Origin of the sequence: Variovorax sp. YR216 (assembly GCF_900107745.1) — a bacterium.
Lineage (GTDB): Bacteria > Pseudomonadota > Gammaproteobacteria > Burkholderiales > Burkholderiaceae_C > Variovorax.
Genome location: NZ_FNRO01000003.1, coordinates 584,205 through 601,632, shown reverse-complemented (window position 1 = coordinate 601,632; position 17,428 = coordinate 584,205). Strand labels below are relative to the sequence as shown.

At 66.0% G+C, this 17,428-nt stretch carries 17 protein-coding genes and 1 tRNA gene; 14 read left to right on the top strand and 4 right to left on the bottom strand.

Annotation, left to right across the window (positions count from 1 at the left end; all coding sequences use genetic code 11):
* Positions 1 to 17: 17 nt before the first annotated feature.
* The 3 genes from mutY to mutM form a co-directional block, all read right to left on the bottom strand.
* Positions 18 to 1,091: an A/G-specific adenine glycosylase gene (gene mutY, locus BLW05_RS12765; protein WP_371126937.1), complete on the bottom strand. Its 1,074-nt coding sequence runs from the start codon at positions 1,089 to 1,091 to the stop codon at positions 18 to 20.
* Positions 1,081 to 3,042, bottom strand: coding sequence for a dynamin family protein (locus BLW05_RS12760; protein WP_093162958.1), 1,962 nt, complete (start codon positions 3,040 to 3,042; stop codon positions 1,081 to 1,083). The genes mutY and BLW05_RS12760 overlap by 11 nt, the downstream gene beginning before the upstream one ends.
* A gap of 89 nt (positions 3,043 to 3,131) precedes the next feature.
* Positions 3,132 to 3,947 carry a bifunctional DNA-formamidopyrimidine glycosylase/DNA-(apurinic or apyrimidinic site) lyase gene (gene mutM, locus BLW05_RS12755; protein ID WP_093162956.1) on the bottom strand — a complete coding sequence of 272 codons (816 nt, stop codon included), beginning with the start codon at positions 3,945 to 3,947 and terminating at the stop codon, positions 3,132 to 3,134.
* Between the two features lie 78 nt (positions 3,948 to 4,025).
* On the opposite strand from mutM, the gene BLW05_RS12750 reads away from it, so the two are divergent.
* The 8 genes from BLW05_RS12750 to BLW05_RS12715 all read left to right on the top strand — a co-directional run bounded on the left by BLW05_RS12750 (position 4,026) and on the right by BLW05_RS12715 (position 10,362).
* Complete coding sequence (locus BLW05_RS12750) at positions 4,026 to 5,852, top strand: tetratricopeptide repeat protein (RefSeq protein ID WP_093162954.1); 1,827 nt, start codon at positions 4,026 to 4,028, stop codon at positions 5,850 to 5,852.
* 11 nt (positions 5,853 to 5,863) lie between these two features.
* Complete coding sequence (locus BLW05_RS12745) at positions 5,864 to 6,346, top strand: lipoprotein insertase outer membrane protein LolB (protein ID WP_093163192.1); 483 nt, start codon at positions 5,864 to 5,866, stop codon at positions 6,344 to 6,346.
* The gene (gene ispE / locus BLW05_RS12740; protein WP_093162953.1) at positions 6,343 to 7,203 is read left to right on the top strand and encodes a 4-(cytidine 5'-diphospho)-2-C-methyl-D-erythritol kinase; all 861 of its coding nucleotides are present in this window, start codon (positions 6,343 to 6,345) and stop codon (positions 7,201 to 7,203) included. Before BLW05_RS12745 ends, ispE begins: the two co-directional genes overlap by 4 nt.
* Before the next feature lie 66 nt (positions 7,204 to 7,269).
* A tRNA-Gln gene (locus BLW05_RS12735) sits at positions 7,270 to 7,346 on the top strand.
* 77 nt (positions 7,347 to 7,423) lie between these two features.
* The gene (locus BLW05_RS12730; protein WP_093163190.1) at positions 7,424 to 8,398 is read left to right on the top strand and encodes a ribose-phosphate pyrophosphokinase; all 975 of its coding nucleotides are present in this window, start codon (positions 7,424 to 7,426) and stop codon (positions 8,396 to 8,398) included.
* Positions 8,399 to 8,492: 94 nt separating this feature from the next.
* The gene (locus BLW05_RS12725) at positions 8,493 to 9,143 is read left to right on the top strand and encodes a 50S ribosomal protein L25/general stress protein Ctc (RefSeq protein ID WP_093162951.1); all 651 of its coding nucleotides are present in this window, start codon (positions 8,493 to 8,495) and stop codon (positions 9,141 to 9,143) included.
* Positions 9,144 to 9,226: 83 nt separating this feature from the next.
* Positions 9,227 to 9,859, top strand: coding sequence for an aminoacyl-tRNA hydrolase (gene pth / locus BLW05_RS12720; protein ID WP_093162949.1), 633 nt, complete (start codon positions 9,227 to 9,229; stop codon positions 9,857 to 9,859).
* A gap of 32 nt (positions 9,860 to 9,891) precedes the next feature.
* Entirely contained in the window at positions 9,892 to 10,362 is a 471-nt protein-coding gene (locus tag BLW05_RS12715; protein WP_093162948.1) for a hypothetical protein, read from the top strand.
* 6 nt (positions 10,363 to 10,368) lie between these two features.
* Here the strand turns inward: BLW05_RS12715 and BLW05_RS12710 are convergent, their stop codons facing one another.
* Entirely contained in the window at positions 10,369 to 10,665 is a 297-nt protein-coding gene (locus tag BLW05_RS12710; RefSeq protein WP_093162946.1) for a YfhL family 4Fe-4S dicluster ferredoxin, read from the bottom strand.
* A gap of 133 nt (positions 10,666 to 10,798) precedes the next feature.
* On the opposite strand from BLW05_RS12710, the gene BLW05_RS12705 reads away from it, so the two are divergent.
* The 6 genes from BLW05_RS12705 (at position 10,799) to BLW05_RS12680 (ending at position 17,419) form a co-directional block, all read left to right on the top strand.
* Entirely contained in the window at positions 10,799 to 11,749 is a 951-nt protein-coding gene (locus tag BLW05_RS12705) for an ABC transporter permease (RefSeq protein WP_093162945.1), read from the top strand.
* Positions 11,746 to 12,627 (top strand): ABC transporter permease, encoded by an 882-nt coding sequence (locus BLW05_RS12700; protein ID WP_093162943.1) that lies wholly within the window; start codon positions 11,746 to 11,748, stop codon positions 12,625 to 12,627. The genes BLW05_RS12705 and BLW05_RS12700 overlap by 4 nt, the downstream gene beginning before the upstream one ends.
* Before the next feature lie 7 nt (positions 12,628 to 12,634).
* Entirely contained in the window at positions 12,635 to 13,624 is a 990-nt protein-coding gene (locus BLW05_RS12695; RefSeq protein ID WP_093162942.1) for an ABC transporter ATP-binding protein, read from the top strand.
* Positions 13,621 to 14,442, top strand: coding sequence for an ATP-binding cassette domain-containing protein (locus BLW05_RS12690; RefSeq protein WP_093162940.1), 822 nt, complete (start codon positions 13,621 to 13,623; stop codon positions 14,440 to 14,442). Before BLW05_RS12695 ends, BLW05_RS12690 begins: the two co-directional genes overlap by 4 nt.
* Positions 14,443 to 14,528: 86 nt before the next feature.
* The gene (locus tag BLW05_RS12685; RefSeq protein WP_093162938.1) at positions 14,529 to 16,016 is read left to right on the top strand and encodes an ABC transporter substrate-binding protein; all 1,488 of its coding nucleotides are present in this window, start codon (positions 14,529 to 14,531) and stop codon (positions 16,014 to 16,016) included.
* Entirely contained in the window at positions 16,013 to 17,419 is a 1,407-nt protein-coding gene (locus tag BLW05_RS12680) for an amidase (RefSeq protein WP_256330248.1), read from the top strand. The genes BLW05_RS12685 and BLW05_RS12680 overlap by 4 nt, the downstream gene beginning before the upstream one ends.
* Positions 17,420 to 17,428 lie beyond the last annotated feature (9 nt).

Genomic DNA, 17,428 nt, shown 5'->3' with positions numbered 1-17,428 from the left:
CCCGCTCAAGGGCGAAATCAGCCGCCGCTGGCCAGCAGCTTGCGCACAGGGGCCGGCATCCCGAGGGCCGGCCACTCGCGGTCGTCGAACCAGCCCCCCTCCAAGGTGCCGGCATGCGACTCGCGGCACACGACCGAAATCGGGTGCAGGTGAAGATCCTTGTGCGTCAGCACATGCACGAATCCCGCTTCGTCGCGCGCGGACTGGCGATCCGCGGGTGCCAGTTCGTCGAGTAACGCGGACCGGCTTTCGAAGACGGGCAGGCAATACAGCCCTGCCCAGATGCCGCGCGCCGGCCGCTTTTCGAGCCATACGCGCCCCTGGGAATCACGGGCGTTCAACATCCAGAGTGACTGCGCGGTCCGGCGCAGCTTGCGGGTCTTGACGGGGTACTTCTCGGGCCCACCCTCTTCCCGGGCCACGCACATATCGGCGACCGGACAGATGATGCAACTCGGCTTGCGCGGCAGACAGACCGTGGCGCCCAGGTCCATCAACCCCTGGGTGTAGCGACCGATCGACCGTGGTGCGGAGGCCGGCGGCAGGAGTTCGGTCGCCTCGTTCCACAGGGCACGCTCCTGCGCCGCGGACGCGAGATCGCCGCCAAAGCCGAGTACGCGCGAGAGCACCCGCTTCACATTGCCATCGAGAATCGCCACGCGCTCGCCGAAGCAGAAGGCTGCGACCGCCGCCGCAGTCGAGCGACCGATGCCGGGCAGCGTCTGCAGTTCGGCCGCCGTCCGCGGGAATTCACCGCCGAAGCGCGACACCACCTCTTGCGCGCATCGATGCATGTTGCGCGCGCGGCTGTAGTAGCCGAGGCCGCTCCAGAGCCCGAAAACCTCGTCTTCCGTCCCCGCGGCGAGCGACTGCACTGTCGGAAAGCGATCGAGGAATCGCGCGAAGTAACCCAGCACCGTCGACACCTGGGTCTGCTGGAGCATCACCTCGGACAGCCAGACGCGATAAGGATCCTGCGTGTTCTGCCACGGCAACTCGCTGCGCCCATGGCTGCGCTGCCATGCGACGACGCTGTCGGCAAACCTCGGCACGATGCGCTGCGTGGCCGACTGCACGTCTTCAGGCGGCACTGAGTTCGCTGCGATAGGAAGAGGAGTTCGGCGCCTCGTGGTTCAAGAGCACGGCGGTGAGCTCTTCCAGCCGATGGTGCAGGTCGGCGAGATCGCGCTCCTGCGCTGCGAGTTCGGCCAGTCGCTCATCGAGATTGCCCGCCGCACCCTGGATGCGCTCGACGGCCTCGATCCGCTTGGTGAACGTACGGCGCCGCTCCTTGAGCTGGGCATCGAGCTGCGCGCCTGCACCCTTGCTCCAGCGCTCGACCTCGGTCATGGCCGCCTCGTTGACCACGCGCAGGCGGCTCGCGAGCGCGCGAACCAGCTTGTCGCAGAAATCAGGCTGCGCGAGCTTCAGCATGTTGCTCACGCCGAGGTAGTGCACATGGCTCTGCTCGATCTGCGAGAGCTGCTGCTCGAAGTCGGTCAGGTCCGGCTCGGGCGGTGCCTGCAGCGTGAAACCGTGCTCGGCATTGAGCTGCCGGAACGTCGCGTGCAGCATCGACTGGATCTCGGCCGTGGTCGCCTGGACCTCGCGCAGATTGTTGCGCAGCGCATCGAAGGTCTCGCCGTAGACCTTGCGCACATTGAACTTGATGCCGCGCCGCTTCAGCGCGGTCGCCAGACGGCCCATGTCCGCCTTGAGCGCCGTGCTGCCGAGCACTGCATAGACCTCGCGCAGCAGCTTGCCCTGCACCGAACGCAAGGCGAGGATGCGGGTGTTGCTGCCTTCGAATTCCGACTGCTCCTGCTCGATGCGCGTGCGCATGTGCCGGATGACGGAGCTGTTCTTGCCCCGCAGCCCCTGCAACTCCAGCGCCTGCTCCGACAGGTCGCGCTGACGCACGTTCAGGATGCGGGAGGCCTCGGTCCGGAGGGCGGCGATGCTGGCATCGACGGCCAGCCGCAACATCGTTTCGCGCTTGCCGAGCAGCCCCTCGCCCAGAATGACTTCGAGCGCGGGGAGGCGGCTCGCCTGCAACAGCGGCACGTCACGGCGGATCTTGGCTTGCAGGCCCTTTTGAGCGGAGACGGGAAGCACCTGCGTCAGCGGCACACCGAGCACATCGGCGGCGCCCTTGCGCTGCCGCTGGATTTGCGCGTCGACCTGGGCGGGCGTACTCAGGATGTCCCACATCGTGTCGATCTTGTTCAAGACCACGATGCGCGTTTCGGTGGCGTCCCCCTCGGTGACCAGGTGCTCGCGCCAGATCGCGAGATCGGATCGCGTGACGCCCGTGTCGGCACCGAGGATGAAGACCACGGCATGCGCTTGCGGAATCAGGCTGACGGTGAGCTCCGGCTCCGCGCCGATCGCGTTGAGGCCCGGCGTGTCGAGAATCACCAGGCCCTGCTCCAGCAACGGATGCGGCATGTTCAGCACCGCATGCCGCCAGCGCGGAATCTCGACGCGGCCGTCGGAATCCGGTACGGGGTTGTCGTCGGGGCTGTCGTCGCTCCAGAAGCCCAGCGCCTTGGCCTCGTCCACCGGGACCCAGCGCACCTCCGCGACCTTGCTCATCGCCTGCGAGAGCAGTTCGGCGTTATCGACGTCGATGTCGACGTGAGTCCAGCGCGCCGGCTCATCACGCCAGTGAACCAGCGAGTACGGCTCGAGCCGCGTCTCGATCGGCAGCAGGCGCAGGCTCGGCGGCTGAGCCGGGTCGTATCCCAACTCGGTTGGACACATCGTCGTGCGCCCAGCGCTCGCCGGCATGATGCGGCGCCCGTAACCCGCAAAGAAGATCGCGTTGATGAGTTCCGATTTGCCGCGCGAAAACTCGGCGACGAACGCGACCATGACCTTGCTGGTGCGCAATTGCGATTCGACGTCGTGCAGCCGTTCAGCGACGCTCTGGTTCAGCAGCTCGTTCTCATTCAGCCAGCGCGCCAGCCACTTCAGGCGGTGCGCGAAATTTCGCCGCCAGGTGCCGTGTTGGTCGAACTGCTGAGTGAAGGAAGCGGTCAACGGCGTAAATGTAAAAACAATTTACAAAAGATGGTAGCACCGGGCCGGCCCCCCATAGGCCCTATAGAAGCCACTCCCGACGAATGGTCTCATGAATTTTGACACTTCGGGCAGAAATACGTGGAGCGTTGCCCCTGCCGCAACTGGCGGATCGGCGTTGCGCAAACCCTGCATGGCTCGCCTGCACGGCCGTAGACCGTCGCTTCGAGTTGGAAGTAGCCGCTCTGGCCGTCGACATTCGAAAAGTCGCGCAGCGTGCTGCCGCCACGGTCAACGGCACGCGCGAGGATTTCACGGATGGCCGCATGCAGACGGAGCGCCCGGGGCCTGCTGATGCGCGAAGCCGCAAGGGTGGGCCGGATGCCCGCCAGGAAAAGCGCTTCGGACGCATAGATGTTGCCGACGCCCACCACCACGTCGCCGGCAAGCAGCACCTGTTTCACGGGCGCACGCCGGCGGCGCAAGCCCGTGTGGAAGGCCTCGAAGTCGAAGGTGTCGCCAAGCGGCTCCATGCCCAGCCCCCCCAGGAGCTTGCCGGCGAGTGGCGACGCTTCGTCCTCCACATAGACCACGGCGCCGAAGCGCCGCGGATCATTGAGCCGAAGCGTGCCTTGGCTGGTCACCAGGTCGAAGTGGTCATGCGCGCCGGCGGCCGGCAGCGAGGCATCGAAGCGAAGGCTGCCGGACATGCCCAGATGCAGCAGCAAAAGGCCCACGTCGAGGTCCACCAGCAGATATTTGCCGCGCCGGCGCACGCCGCTGACCGTGCGTCCGACGAGCAACCCCGGCTCGACGGACAGGGCCCACCGCAACGGCTTGCCGACGCGGACGGCCTCGATACGGGCGCCGGCGATGCGGTCCGCGAAACCGCGGCGGGTGACTTCGACTTCGGGTAGTTCGGGCATGACGGGAAAGCCTGACGCAAATCACGCCGCATCCGGCGCTGTGGCTCTCGTTTAAGAAGCGTGGATTATTATGGTTCGATGAATCTTTCGCTCCGTCGATCCCGCCTCGCGGCGGCCGCATTCACGGCACTTGTCGCCCTTGCCGCGCAGGCCCAGACAGACCCACCGGCACCTGCCGCTCCCACCAGCCCCGCACCGATCATCGAGCCCGCCGAACCTGCGGTCACGCCGGCGGCAACTGCGCCTGCGCCCGACAAGCCGGATGTACAGCCTTCCGCGATGACTGCGGATCTCTTCTACGAAGTGCTGATGGGCGAACTCAACGCTCGCGGCGGCGACCCGGGTGGCGGCTACGGCCTGATCCTCGATGCGGCACGGCGTTCGCGCGATGACAAGCTGTTCCAGCGCGCGGTCGAGATCGCGCTGCAATCGCGCTCCGGGGACGCAGCGCTCGTGGCGGCCCGGGCCTGGAAGGAATCCATTCCGGAATCGCGCGACGCGCGGCGATTCGAGCTCCAGATCCTGATCGCACTGAATCGCATCGGCGAGACGGTCGAGCCGCTTCGGGCAGAGATCGCGGCCACTCCGCAGATCGAGCGCCCCTTCCTGATGGCGGTGATCGCACGCAACTACAGCCGCGCAACCGACAAGAAGCTTGCCGCCTCGGTGGTCGAACAGGCGCTCACCGACGAGCTCAAGAACCCCGCCACCGGTGGGGCAGCATGGGCAACCGTGGGCCGACTCAAGCTGGCAGCCGGCGACACCGCCGGCGCACTCGAGGCGGCGATCAAGGGCCAGGAGATGAACCCGTCTTCGGAAGGCCCGGCGTTGCTGGCGCTCGAACTCATGGACCCCTCGCAGCCGCAGGCCGAGCCGATCGTCAAGCGCTATCTCGAGGGCGCGAAAGCACAACCTGAGATGCGCATCGCCTATGCGCGCGTGCTGGTCGAAGGCCGACGCTACGCCGATGCGACCGCGGAGCTCACGAAACTCACCGCCGCCAAACCCGAGCTTCCGGAGCCTTGGCTGCTGCTCGGCAGCCTGCAGGCGCAGGCGCGGCAGGACGCAGCGGCCGAGGCCTCCCTGCGCAAATACATGTCGCTGGCCGAAACGCAACGCGACCAGGACGCGAAGGACAGAGGCTTGACCCAGGCCTATCTGCTGATGGCGCAGTTGTCCGAACGGCGCAAGGACTTCGCATCTGCCGACAACTGGCTGGCGCGCATCGACAATTCGGACGACCTGCTCGGCGCGCAAGTCCGTCGTGCATCGCTGCTCGCTCGGCAGGGCAAGCTGCCGCAGGCTCGGGAACTCGTCCGCAGCCTGCCGGAGCGCACTCCCGAAGAGAAGCGGGAGAAGTTCCTTGCCGAAGTGCAGTTGCTGCGCGACGCGAAGCAGTACCAGGCCGCCTACGACATGCTGGGCCAGGCGAGCGCCTCTTCGCCCACCGACACTGATCTCATCTATGACCAGGCGATGGTCGCCGAGAAGCTGAACCGCCTCGACGACATGGAGCGGCTGCTGCGCCGGCTGATCGAGCTCAAGCCCGACAACCAGAACGCCTACAACGCGCTCGGCTACTCGCTCGCGGATCGCAAGGTGCGCCTCGAAGAGGCGAGGACATTGATCCAGAAGGCTGTCCAGCTTGCGCCCGAGGATCCATTCATCGCCGACAGCCTCGGCTGGGTCGAATTCCGCCTCGGCAACACGAGCGAGGCCATGCGCATCCTCGAAGACGCCTACAAGCGCCGCCCCGATCCCGAGATCGGCGCGCATCTCGGCGAAGTCCTGTGGACCACGGGCCAGCGCGACCGGGCCCTCAGTATCTGGAAGGAAGCCAACCTCGCCGATGCCGACAACGAGACGTTGCAGGAAACGCTCAAGCGCCTGCGCGTGAAGCTTTGAACCGGCGCGCCATGCTGCTGGCCGCTTGCGCCGGGGCGCTCGCGGTCGCGGGCTGCGCGACCCCCGGCGCACCGAAGCAATCCGGACTGGTACAGAGCGAGGCATGGAGCGGACGCCTCTCGCTGCGGATCGACAGCCAGCCCGTCCAGACCTTCGCGGCACTGTTCGAACTGCGAGGCGCCCCGTGGGCCGGCAATCTCACGCTCACGAGCCCGATCGGCAACACGCTGGCGCAGCTTCACTGGGCCCCAGGCGAGGCTCTGCTGATGAACGGCAAGGAAACGCGGCGATACGACTCGGTCGACGCGCTGATCGAAGCAGCGACGGGCGCCGCAATTCCGGTCGCCGCGCTCTTCGGATGGCTCGCTGGCCGCGACGAGCAGGTACCCGGCTGGCGGCCGGATCTGTCCCAGGTCGGTGCCGGCAAGCTTCAGGCAACGCGCGAATCACCCGAGCCGCGCGCCGACCTGCGCATCGTCTTCGAACGCGCATGAAGGCCATCTACGACGTGCCGGCGCCGGCCAAGCTCAACCTCTTCCTGCACATCACCGGCCGGCGTGCGGACGGCTACCACCTGCTGCAGTCGGTGTTCATGCTCATCGACTGGAGCGATACGCTTCATTTCGAGCACCGGAACGATGGCCAGGTCACGCGCGAGGACCTGACCACACCGCTGCCCGCCGACGATCTCGTCGTCCGCGCTGCCCGAGCCCTGCAGGGGTTCACCCGGACGACGTGGGGCGTGCACATCGGCATTGCCAAGCGCGTCCCGGCGCAGGCCGGAATGGGAGGCGGGTCGTCCGATGCGGCGACCTGCCTGCTCGCGCTGAATCGCCTCTGGGACCTGCATCTGCCGCTTGCGAAGCTCGAGCAGATCGGCCTGGGCCTGGGCGCGGACGTGCCTTTTTTCCTCCGTGGACACAACGCGTGGGTCGAGGGGATCGGCGAGGAGATCACGCCGGTTTCGCTTCCGCCCGGTCGCTTCGCTGTCGTCAAGCCTGACCGAGGCATCGACACCCGAGATATTTTTTCTGCGCCGGACCTGCAACGCGCAACTCCTGCTGCTATACTCTCTGGCTTTGCTGCATACAGTGAAGCGGAAGCAAACAGTTTTCGCTTTGACTTCGGTCATAACGACTTGCAGCCGGTAGCGCAGAGGCTCTGCCCCGCGGTCACCGAAGCCATCGATTGGCTCGGTCATCAAGGGTTGGATGCACGCATGACTGGCTCGGGAAGTTCAGTGTTCGCGGCGATGCGGCATGATGCAGAATTGGCCGAGCCCCCTCCGGGCTGGCAGGTTCGCAAGTGCAGCAATCTGGCAGTTCATCCTCTGGTGGGGTGGGCGGTCTAGAAATCAGAGCGCTCTGCGGTCTGATGCGACATATATCGGTGAATGGCATTGGCCATTGACCTGTGTAGGGGAGTCGCCAAGCTGGTTAAGGCACTGGATTTTGATTCCAGCATGCAAAGGTTCGAATCCTTTCTCCCCTGCCAAATCTTCATTCACAAGATTGTTGGCGGCTCCTACAAGAGCCATTTCGCATTGCCGGATGCACTTCGCCGGGACGCTCATGCAGGCACATAACCCTGATTTCATGGTTTTCACCGGCAATGCCAATCCAGGGCTTGCCGCTGAAATTTCTCAGCACCTCGGTACTTCGCTGGGCGCCGCGCGTGTCGGCCGCTTCTCTGATGGCGAAGTCACCGTCGAGATCAACCAGAACGTCCGGGCGCGCGATGTCTTCGTGGTCCAGTCGACCTGCGCACCCACCAACGAAAACCTGATGGAACTGCTCATCATGGTCGACGCGCTCAAGCGCGCTTCGGCCGAGCGCATCAGTGCCGTGATCCCCTATTTCGGCTATGCCCGCCAGGACCGCCGTCCGCGCTCGAGCCGGGTGCCGATCTCGGCCAAGGTGGTCGCCAACCTGCTCGAGACCGTGGGCGTGGCGCGCGTGCTGACCATGGACCTGCACGCCGACCAGATCCAGGGCTTCTTCGACATTCCGGTCGACAACATCTACGCGTCGCCGGTGCTTCTGGGCGACCTTCGCCAGAAGAACTACGAAGACCTGATCGTCGTGTCGCCCGACGTCGGCGGCGTGGTTCGCGCCCGCGCGCTGGCCAAGCAACTCAATTGCGACCTCGCGATCATCGACAAGCGCCGTCCGCGTGCCAACGTGAGCGAAGTCATGCACGTGATCGGCGAGATCGACGGCCGCAACTGCGTGATCATGGACGACATGATCGATACCGCCGGCACCCTGGTCAAAGCCGCCGAAGTGCTGAAGGAACGCGGCGCCAAGAAGGTCTACGCCTATTGCACGCACCCGATCTTCTCGGGCCCGGCCATCGAGCGCATCGCGCAGGGCACCGCGCTCGACGAAGTCGTCGTGACCAACACGATCCCGCTCTCCGCCGGCGCAACCGGCTGCACCAAGATTCGCCAGCTCTCCGTGGCGCCGCTGATCGCCGAGACGATCCAGCGCATCGCCAAGGGCGAGTCGGTCATGAGTTTGTTCTCCGACCAGGAAAACCTCTTCTGAGATCCTGATCCGAGCAAAAAGCCGGGCTTCCTTCGGGAAGCCTTTTTTAAACCGGAGTCGCACTGGTCGCGGTCGACTTCCACAGGAGCTAGTTATGAAATTCGTCGCTTTTGAGCGCGCCAAGCAGGGTACGGGTGCGAGCCGCCGTCTGCGCATCTCGGGCAAGACGCCCGGCATCGTCTACGGTGGTGAAGGCCAGCCGCAACTGATCGAACTCGATCACAACGCGCTGTGGCACGCCCTCAAGAAGGAAGCCTTCCACTCGTCGATCCTCGAGATGGAACTCGGCGGCCAGGTCGCCAAGGTGCTGCTGCGTGACGTGCAGTACCACCCCTTCCGTCCGCTCGTGCAGCACGTCGACTTCCAGCGCGTCGATGCCCGCACCCGCATGACCGTCAAGGTGCCGCTGCACTTCAAGGGTGAAGAAGAGTCCACGGCCGTCAAGCTCGATCACAACCTCGTGAACCACGTGATGACCGAACTCGAAGTCAGCTGCCTGCCGGCCGACCTGCCGGAGTTCATCGAAGTCGACCTGTCGGGTCTGACCAAGAACGCGACGGTCACGGTCAAGGACATCAAGCTGCCGAAGGGCCTGAAGTTCGTGGCCCACGGCAAGGGCAACCCGGTCGTGGTGTCCGCCGTGTCGCCGCTGGTCGCGGAAGAAGCGCCTGCCGAAGGCGCGCCTGCAGAAGGCGCTCCGGCTGCAGCCAAGGCAGACGCCAAGGCCCCCGCCAAGAAGAAGTAATTCGCGCATCCTCCGCGCTTTCGATGGCCCGCCCCGTGCGGGCCATTTTGTTTTGGGAATCACCCAACCCAGATAATCCACGCATGATCAAGTTGTTCGTCGGCCTCGGGAACCCCGGCCCGGAATACGAAGCCACGCGCCACAACGCCGGCTTCTGGTGGATCGACGCACTCGCGCGCGATCTGAAGGTCACGCTCACGCCCGAGCGCTCGTACCACGGCCTCGTGGCCCGCACGCAGGTGAACGGCAAGCCGCTCTGGCTGCTCGAGCCGCAGACCTTCATGAACGTCTCGGGCAAATCGGTCGCTGCGCTGGCCCGTTTCTTCAAGATCGAGCCGAAGGAAATCCTGGTGGTCCACGACGAACTCGACGTGGTGCCGGGTCAGGCCAAGCTGAAGCTGGGCGGAAGCCACGCCGGCCACAACGGTCTGCGCGACATTCACGCCCAGCTCGGTACCGGTGATTACTGGCGCCTGCGCCTCGGGATCGGCCATCCGGGCGTGAAGTCCGAAGTGGTCAACTGGGTCTTGAAGAAGCCGCTCAAGGAACAGAGGGAGGCGATCGACGACGCGATCGTCCGCACGCTCCATGCATTTCCGGCCCTGGTGGCCGGCGAGATGGACAAGGCGACCTTGCTCATCCACACGAGCAAGCCGCCCCGCCCCAAACCGCCGAGGCGCGAGCCCGACGGCGGAGGCGAACCCGCCGCGGGCTAGCGGAAGAAGAGAGAAGGAAGGGAGTTACAAGAATGAAGCCGTCACACACAACAACGATCACTGCGCGATGCGCCGCGCTGCTCATGGCGACGTGCATCCCCTGGAGCGCCGTCGCCGCCGAGGGCGGTGGCACCTGGCGCTGCGGCAACGCCTATACCGACCAACCCTGCAAGAACGGCAGGCTGGTCGAGGTCGATGATGCTCGCGACGCCAGCCAGAAGCGCGCGGCCGACGACACCATTCGCGGCGCGCACGCAGCGGCCAACCGCATGGAAGGCGATCGCCGGCGACTCGAAGCGACAGGCGCTCGCAACCGGCCGATCCTCATCGACAACAGCCCGGTACAAGATGGCGGCGAGCGGAAGACCAGCGCCAGCAAGGACTCACCCGAAAAACTCCGCAAGGGCAAGAAGGAAGTGCTCTACACGAGCATGCAGACCGGGCAGGACGCCGAGTCCACGAAAAAATCGAAGAAGGCGAAGAAGAAGAAATCCGGCGACTAGCCGGATTCAGGACATCGAGGCAGCGCCGGCGGAACCCGGCCCGCCCGCTGCTTCCTTGGCGACCGTGAGCCGCTGGAACTTCTGCCACAGGGTTTCACGCGACTCGACGTGCGCAGGATTGACCGGAATGCACGCAACCGGGCAGATCTGCACGCACTGCGGCTCGTCGAAGTGGCCGACGCACTCGGTGCACTTGTGCGGGTCGATCTCGTAGATCTCCTCGCCCATGTAGATCGCGTCGTTGGGGCACTCCGGCTCGCAGACATCGCAGTTGATGCATTCGTCGGTGATCATGAGAGCCATCGCGTGATTATCGGCCCGACGGGCGTCTCCCGCCCGGCACCGCCGGATGCCCCCACAGCCGGCGAAAACGCGCCGCCCCAGGCAAGCACGGGCACGGTCGTTGCGTAACTGCGGTTATGCTGCGCCCCGCCTTATGAGTTTGTTCCTGTTCAAGCGCTTCGTGACGCTGATCGCGACATTGATCGGCGCCTCCATCATCGTTTTCCTCGTGCTCGAGATCCTTCCGGGCAACGCGGCCCAGATCCTGATGGGTCCGGATGCGGCACCCGATGCGGTGGCGGCACTCGCGACCAAGCTCGGGCTCGACCAGCCGGCCTGGACTCGCTACTGGCACTGGATCGGCGGCCTGCTGACGGGGAATCTCGGCGACAGCTACGCCTACAGCTCGCCGGTCATCGACCTCATCCTCGAACGCCTCGCGTTGACCATTCCGCTGGCGCTCCTGGCCATGACCTTCACCACCGCGCTGGCGCTCCTCGTCGGCGTGACGGCGGCGGCGCGCCACAACAAGCTGGGCGACGTGGGCCTGATGGGCCTCACGCAGGTCGGCATCGCGATCCCGAATTTCTGGTTCGCGATCCTGCTGATCCTGGTCTTCTCGGTGCAGCTCCAGTGGTTTTCCGCGGGCGGCTTCGAGGGCTGGGACGAAGGCATCCTTGCCGGCCTCAAATCCCTGCTGCTCCCCGCGCTGTCGCTCGCCGTGGTGCAGGCCGCGATCCTCGCCCGCATCACACGCTCAGCGGTACTCGAAGTGATGCGCGAGGACTTCGTGCGCACCGCACGAGCCAAGGGCGTCTCGCAACGGGCGGTGCTCTGGCGCCACGTGCTGCGCAATGCGCTGATCCCGGTCATTACGGTGATGGGCATGCAGTTCTCCGAACTGCTCGCCGGCACGATCGTGGTCGAAAACGTCTTCTACCTGCCGGGGCTCGGCCGCCTCATCTTCCAGGCCATCAGCAACCGCGACCTGATCGTGGTGCGCAACTGCGTGATGCTGCTGGCGGCGATGGTGGTCATCGTCAATTTCGTGGTCGACGTGCTCTATGCCGTGATCGACCCCCGCATCAAGGCCCACGACATATGAGTGCAGTTCCTGCGGCAGTTCCGAGCGCCGCCGCCCTCCAGATTCCCGGCTTCTGGCGCCGCGCGATGCACCACCGCAGCTTCGTCATTGGCGGCGTGCTCACGCTGCTGCTCGTACTGGCCGCCGCGGTGTCGCTGGTGTGGACGCCGTGGTCGCCCTACGAGATGGACCTCGCCAGCAAGTTGCAGAAGCCCAGCGCGGCGCACTGGCTGGGCACGGACACCTTCGGGCGCGATGTGGCTTCGCTGCTGCTCGTCGGCGCGCGCGCATCGATTCTTGTCGGCATCATCGCGGTCGGTATCGGCCTGACAGTCGGCACCGCGCTCGGCCTGCTGGCGGCGGCCCGCCGCGGCTGGGTCGAGGAAGCGATCATGCGCTTCGCCGACTTCTCCATGGCCTTCCCCGCGATCCTGTCGGCCATCATGATGACCGCGGTCTTCGGCGCGGGCATCGTCAACGCGATCATCGCAATCGGCATCTACAACATCCCGACCTTTGCGCGCATCACGCGGGCCTCGGCCAACTCGATCTGGTCGCGTGAATACATCGCGGCGGCGCGCGCCTGCGGCAAGGGGTCGTTCGCGATCACCATGCAGCATGTGCTGCCCAACATCTCGGCGGTGCTGATCGTGCAGATCACCATCCGCTTCGCGATCGCAATCCTCGCCGAAGCCGCCCTCTCCTATCTCGGCCTCGGCACGCAGCCCCCGCAGCCTTCGTGGGGCCGCATGCTGAGCGAAGCGCAGACCATGATGTTCCAGGCGCCGCTGCTCGCGGTCTTCCCGGGCGTGGCCATCGCGCTCGCCGTGCTGGGCCTGAACCTTCTCGGCGACGGTCTGCGCGACCTTCTGGACCCACGACTTGCCCGTGCCCGCTGAGCCCGACATGCCTCTCCTCGAAGTCAAAGATCTCCACGTCCAGTTGCAGACGCAGCGCGGCCCCGCCGAAGCGGTGCGCGGCATCGACTTCACGCTGGAGCGCGGCGAAACCCTCGGCCTCGTCGGCGAATCGGGCTGCGGCAAGTCGATCACGGTGCAGTCGCTGATGGGCCTTCTTCCCTCGACCGCGAAGGTCAGCGGGAGCATCCGTTTCGACGGCACCGAGCTGGTCGGCCTTTCGGAGCGCGCGATGTGCAAGATCCGCGGCGACCGCATCGGCATGATCTTCCAGGAGCCGATGACGGCGCTGAACCCGGTCCACACCATCGCGCGGCAGGTCGGCGAGCCGCTGCGGCTGCATCGCGGCCTCTCCGCCGCCGATGCACGCAAGGAAGTGCTCGCGCTGCTCGACCGTGTCGGCATTCCCGACCCTTCGTCGCGCCTCGATGCCTATCCGCACCAGTTCTCCGGCGGCCAGCGCCAGCGCATCGGTATCGCGATGGCGCTGGCCTGCGGACCGGACCTGCTCATCGCCGACGAGCCCACGACGGCGCTCGACGTCACCATCCAGAAGCAGATCCTCGACCTGATCCGCGGCCTCGTCGCGGAGCGCGGCATGGCCCTGATCCTGATCTCGCACGACCTCGGCGTGATCGCGCAGAACGTGTCGAAGATGCTGGTGATGTACGGCGGCAGCGTGGTCGAAAGCGGACCCACCTCGTCCGTCTTCGCCGAGCGCGCTCATCCCTACACACGCGGCCTGTTCGCGGCGCGGCCCGAACTCGGCACGCCGCGCGGCGCGAGGCTCGCCACGATCAAAGGCAGCGTGCCCGAGCTGGTCGACCTGCCGAAGGGCTGCCCCTTCGCGGGCCGTTGCCGATACACGGTCGATGCCTGCCACGCGACGCGCCCCCCCGAGGAGCGACTGCCGCACGAGCACCTGGTGCGGTGCATCCGGCTCGAAGAAATCGCCGCCGAGGAGCGCATCGCCGCATGACGAACACTCTGGCCGACACCCCCTTGCTCGAAGTCACGGACCTCGTCCGCCACTACACGCTGCCGCGCGAGCGCCTCTTCGGCACACCGCCGATGGTCAAGGCGCTCAATGGCGTGAGCTTCAGCGTCCGACCGGGCCGCAGCCTCGGCATCGTCGGCGAATCGGGCTCCGGCAAATCGACCATCGCGCGGCTGGTGATGGCACTCGACCAGCCGACGTCCGGCACCATCAAGCTGCTCGGCGAAGACCTGCATGCCTTGCCCAAGGACGCGCTGCGCAAGGCCCGTCGCAACTTCCAGATGGTGTTCCAGGACCCGTACGGTTCGCTCGACCCGCGCCAGACGGTCGCGCGCATCGTGGCCGAACCGCTGGAAGCGCTCGGAGAAACCACGCGCGCACAGCAGCGCGAGCTTGCCGGCGAATCGCTCGCAGCCGTCGGCCTGCGCCTCGCCGACCTGCACAAGTACCCGCACGAGTTCTCCGGCGGGCAGCGGCAGCGCATCGCGATCGCGCGGGCGTTGATCACCCGGCCGAAGCTCATCGTGGCCGACGAACCGGTGAGCGCGCTCGACGTCTCGGTGCAGGCGCAGGTGCTCAACCTGATGCAGGACCTGCAGCAGCAGTACGGCATCAGCTACCTCCTCATCAGCCACGATCTCGCGGTGGTCAACCACCTATGCGACGAAGTCTGCGTGCTGCACCGCGGTCTCGTCGTCGAACGCGGCGAGCCGCAGCACCTTTTCGCGCATGCGGAACATCCCTACACGCAGGCCCTGCTGGCCGCGGTGCCGCGTGCGGAACCCGTCGCTGCGTCATGAGCAAATACTTGCCGAGCCCGTGCGGGCCCGCCATGATGTAACGTTTGTTTCTTCACATCACAGCCTTTCCCTGGAGCCCCGAAACCATGTTGAAACGCCGCACCCTCCTGACCACCGCCGCACTCGCCACCGTGCCGCTCTCGCTGCCGCAGATGGCGTTGGCGCAAGGCCGCAAGGACTCGATGGTGCTGGCGATGACACTCGAACCGCCGGGACTCGACCCGACGGCCAACGCAGCCTCGGCGATCGCCGAGATCGTTCAGTACAACATTCTCGAAACGCTCACGAAGATCAATTCCGACGGCAGCGTCACCCCGTTGCTGGCCGAGAGCTGGGAGGTCTCGCCGGACCTGCGCACGTACACCTTCAAGCTACGCCGCGGCGTGAAGTTTCAGAACGGTGAACCCTTCAACGCGCAGACAGTGAAGTTCTCCTTCGACCGCGCCGGCGGCGAGAAGAGCACCAACAAGGACAAGCGCACCTTCGCGAACATGAGCACCCAGGTGGTCGACGACTACACGGTCGTGATCATCAACAAGGAGATCGACCCCGACTTTCCCTTCCTGCTGGGCCAGGCGACGGCGGTCATCGTCGAACCCAAGAGTGTGGACACCAACGCCACGAAGCCCGTCGGCACCGGTCCCTACAAGCTCGACAGCTGGAGCAAGGGCAGCTCGCTGGTCGTGAGCAAGTGGGACGGCTTCCGCAACCCGGGCTCGATCAAGCTCAACAAGGTGACATTCCGATTCATCTCCGACCCGGCCGCCCAAGCGGCCTCGCTGCTCGCCGGAGACGTCGACGCATTTCCTCGCATTGCCACCCGCGTCGTGGCGCAGTTCAAGGCCAACCCCCAGTTCCAGGTGATCCTGAGCGGATCGCGTGCGAAGACCATCCTGTCGATCAACAACAAGCGCAAGCCGCTCGATGACGTGCGCGTGCGCCGCGCCATCTCCGCGGCGATCGACCGCAAGGCGGTGATCGAAGGCGCCGTCGACGGCTTCGGCGTGCCGATCGGCAGCCACTACGTGCCGGGCGCGCCGGGCTATGTCGACACCACAGGTGTCAACCCGTTCAACATCGAGAAGGCCAATCAGTTGCTGGCCGAAGCCGGCGTGAAGACGCCTCTCGAACTCACGATGACGCTGCCGCCGCCGCCATACGCCCGCCAGGGCGGCGAGGTGATCGCCGCGCAGTTGGCCAAGATCGGCATCAACGTCAAGATCCAGAACGTCGAATGGGCGCAGTGGCTCAGCGGCACCTACGGCAACAAGGACTACGACCTCAGCATCGTCTCGCACGTGGAGCCCTTCGATCTCGGCAACTACGCGAAGGCGGACTACTACTGGCAATACCAGTCGAAGGACTTCAGCGCGGTGTATGACAAGATCAAGGCGACTGGCAACGCGGCCGAGCGCAACAAGCTGCTTGGCGACGCCCAGCGCATCCTGGCCAACGACGCGGCCAACGTCTTCCTGTTCCAGCCGCAGTGGCCCACCGTCGCCAAGAAGGGCGTGAAGGGCCTGTGGAAGGACATGCCGATCTTCGTCAACGACCTGTCGACGCTGTCGTGGTGAGTGGACCACTGAATGAGCTGAGCGCACGGGAACTCGTTGCCGCGTACCGCAAGGGAGACCTGTCGCCAGTCGAGGTGACGCAGGCGGTGCTCGATCATGTCGAGCGCTGGGAGCCGCACCTGCAGGCGACGTGGCTGCTGCGGCCCGGGCCCGCGCTCGAACAGGCGCGCGCATCCGAGGCGCGCTGGCGGCGCAACGAGCCCCGCGGCCCGCTGGACGGCGTGCCCACCACCATCAAGGAAAACATCGCAACGCGCGGCGATCCGATGCCCGCAGGCACCGCCGCAGTCACGCTCCTGCCGGCCAGCGCCGATGCGCCGCCCGCCGCGCGACTGAAGGAAGCCGGCGCGGTGATCTTCAGCAAGACGACGATGCCGGACTACGGCATGCTGTCTTCCGGCCTGTCGAGCTTTCACACGCTGGCGCGCAATCCGTGGGATCTGTCGAGAACGCCCGGTGGTTCCAGCGCGGGCGCCGGTGCGGCGGCCGCGGCGGGCTACGGTCCACTGCACATCGGCACCGACATCGGCGGCTCGCTGCGTCTGCCGGCCGGTTGGTGCGGCATCTTCACGCTCAAGCCCAGCCTGGGTCGAATTCCGATCGACCCGCCCTACATGGGCCGCGCCGCCGGGCCGATGACGCGCGCCGTGGCCGACGCCGCGCTGATGATGCAGACGCTCGCACAGCCCGACGCGCGCGACAGCATGAGCCTGCCTGCCCAGGAGATCGACTGGGACGCTTTCGACACCACCGTGGACGATCTGCGCGGCCTGCGTATCGGCCTGCTGCTGGATGCCGGCTGCGGCCTCGCAGTCGATCCCGAGATCCAGCAGGCGGTCGAGCACGCGGCGCGGCTCTTCGAGCGCGCCGGTGCCATCGTCGAGCCGATGCGCCCCTTCATGTCGCAAGCCATGCTCGACGGCATGGACCACTTCTGGCGGATGCGCTCGCTGGTGGACATGAAGGCGCTCCGGCCCGAGCAGCGCAGCAGGGTCCTGCCCTACATCCGCGCCTGGGCCGAGAGCGCCGAAGGCTTCGGCGGCGAATACGTCTTCCGCGCCTTCAGCCAGTTCCATGCGACCCGCCTCGCGGCAGTCGCCGCGTGCTCAAGGTACGACTACGTGATTTCGCCCACCGCACCGAACATGCCGGCCGCGGCAGAGGCGCCCTCGCCCACCAACGACCCATTGCGGCCGCTGGAGCACATCGGCTTCACCGTCCCGTTCAACATGTCGGAGCAACCGGCTGCGTCGATCAACTGCGGGTACGCAAGGAATGGCCTGCCGATCGGCTTGCAGATTGCCGGAAAGCGCTTCGACGACCTGGGCGTACTCAAGGTCTCGCGCGCATTCGAGCTCATTCGCGAACCGCAGCGGCCCTGGCCGCAACCGCCGGCGGCCTGACGACGCAAC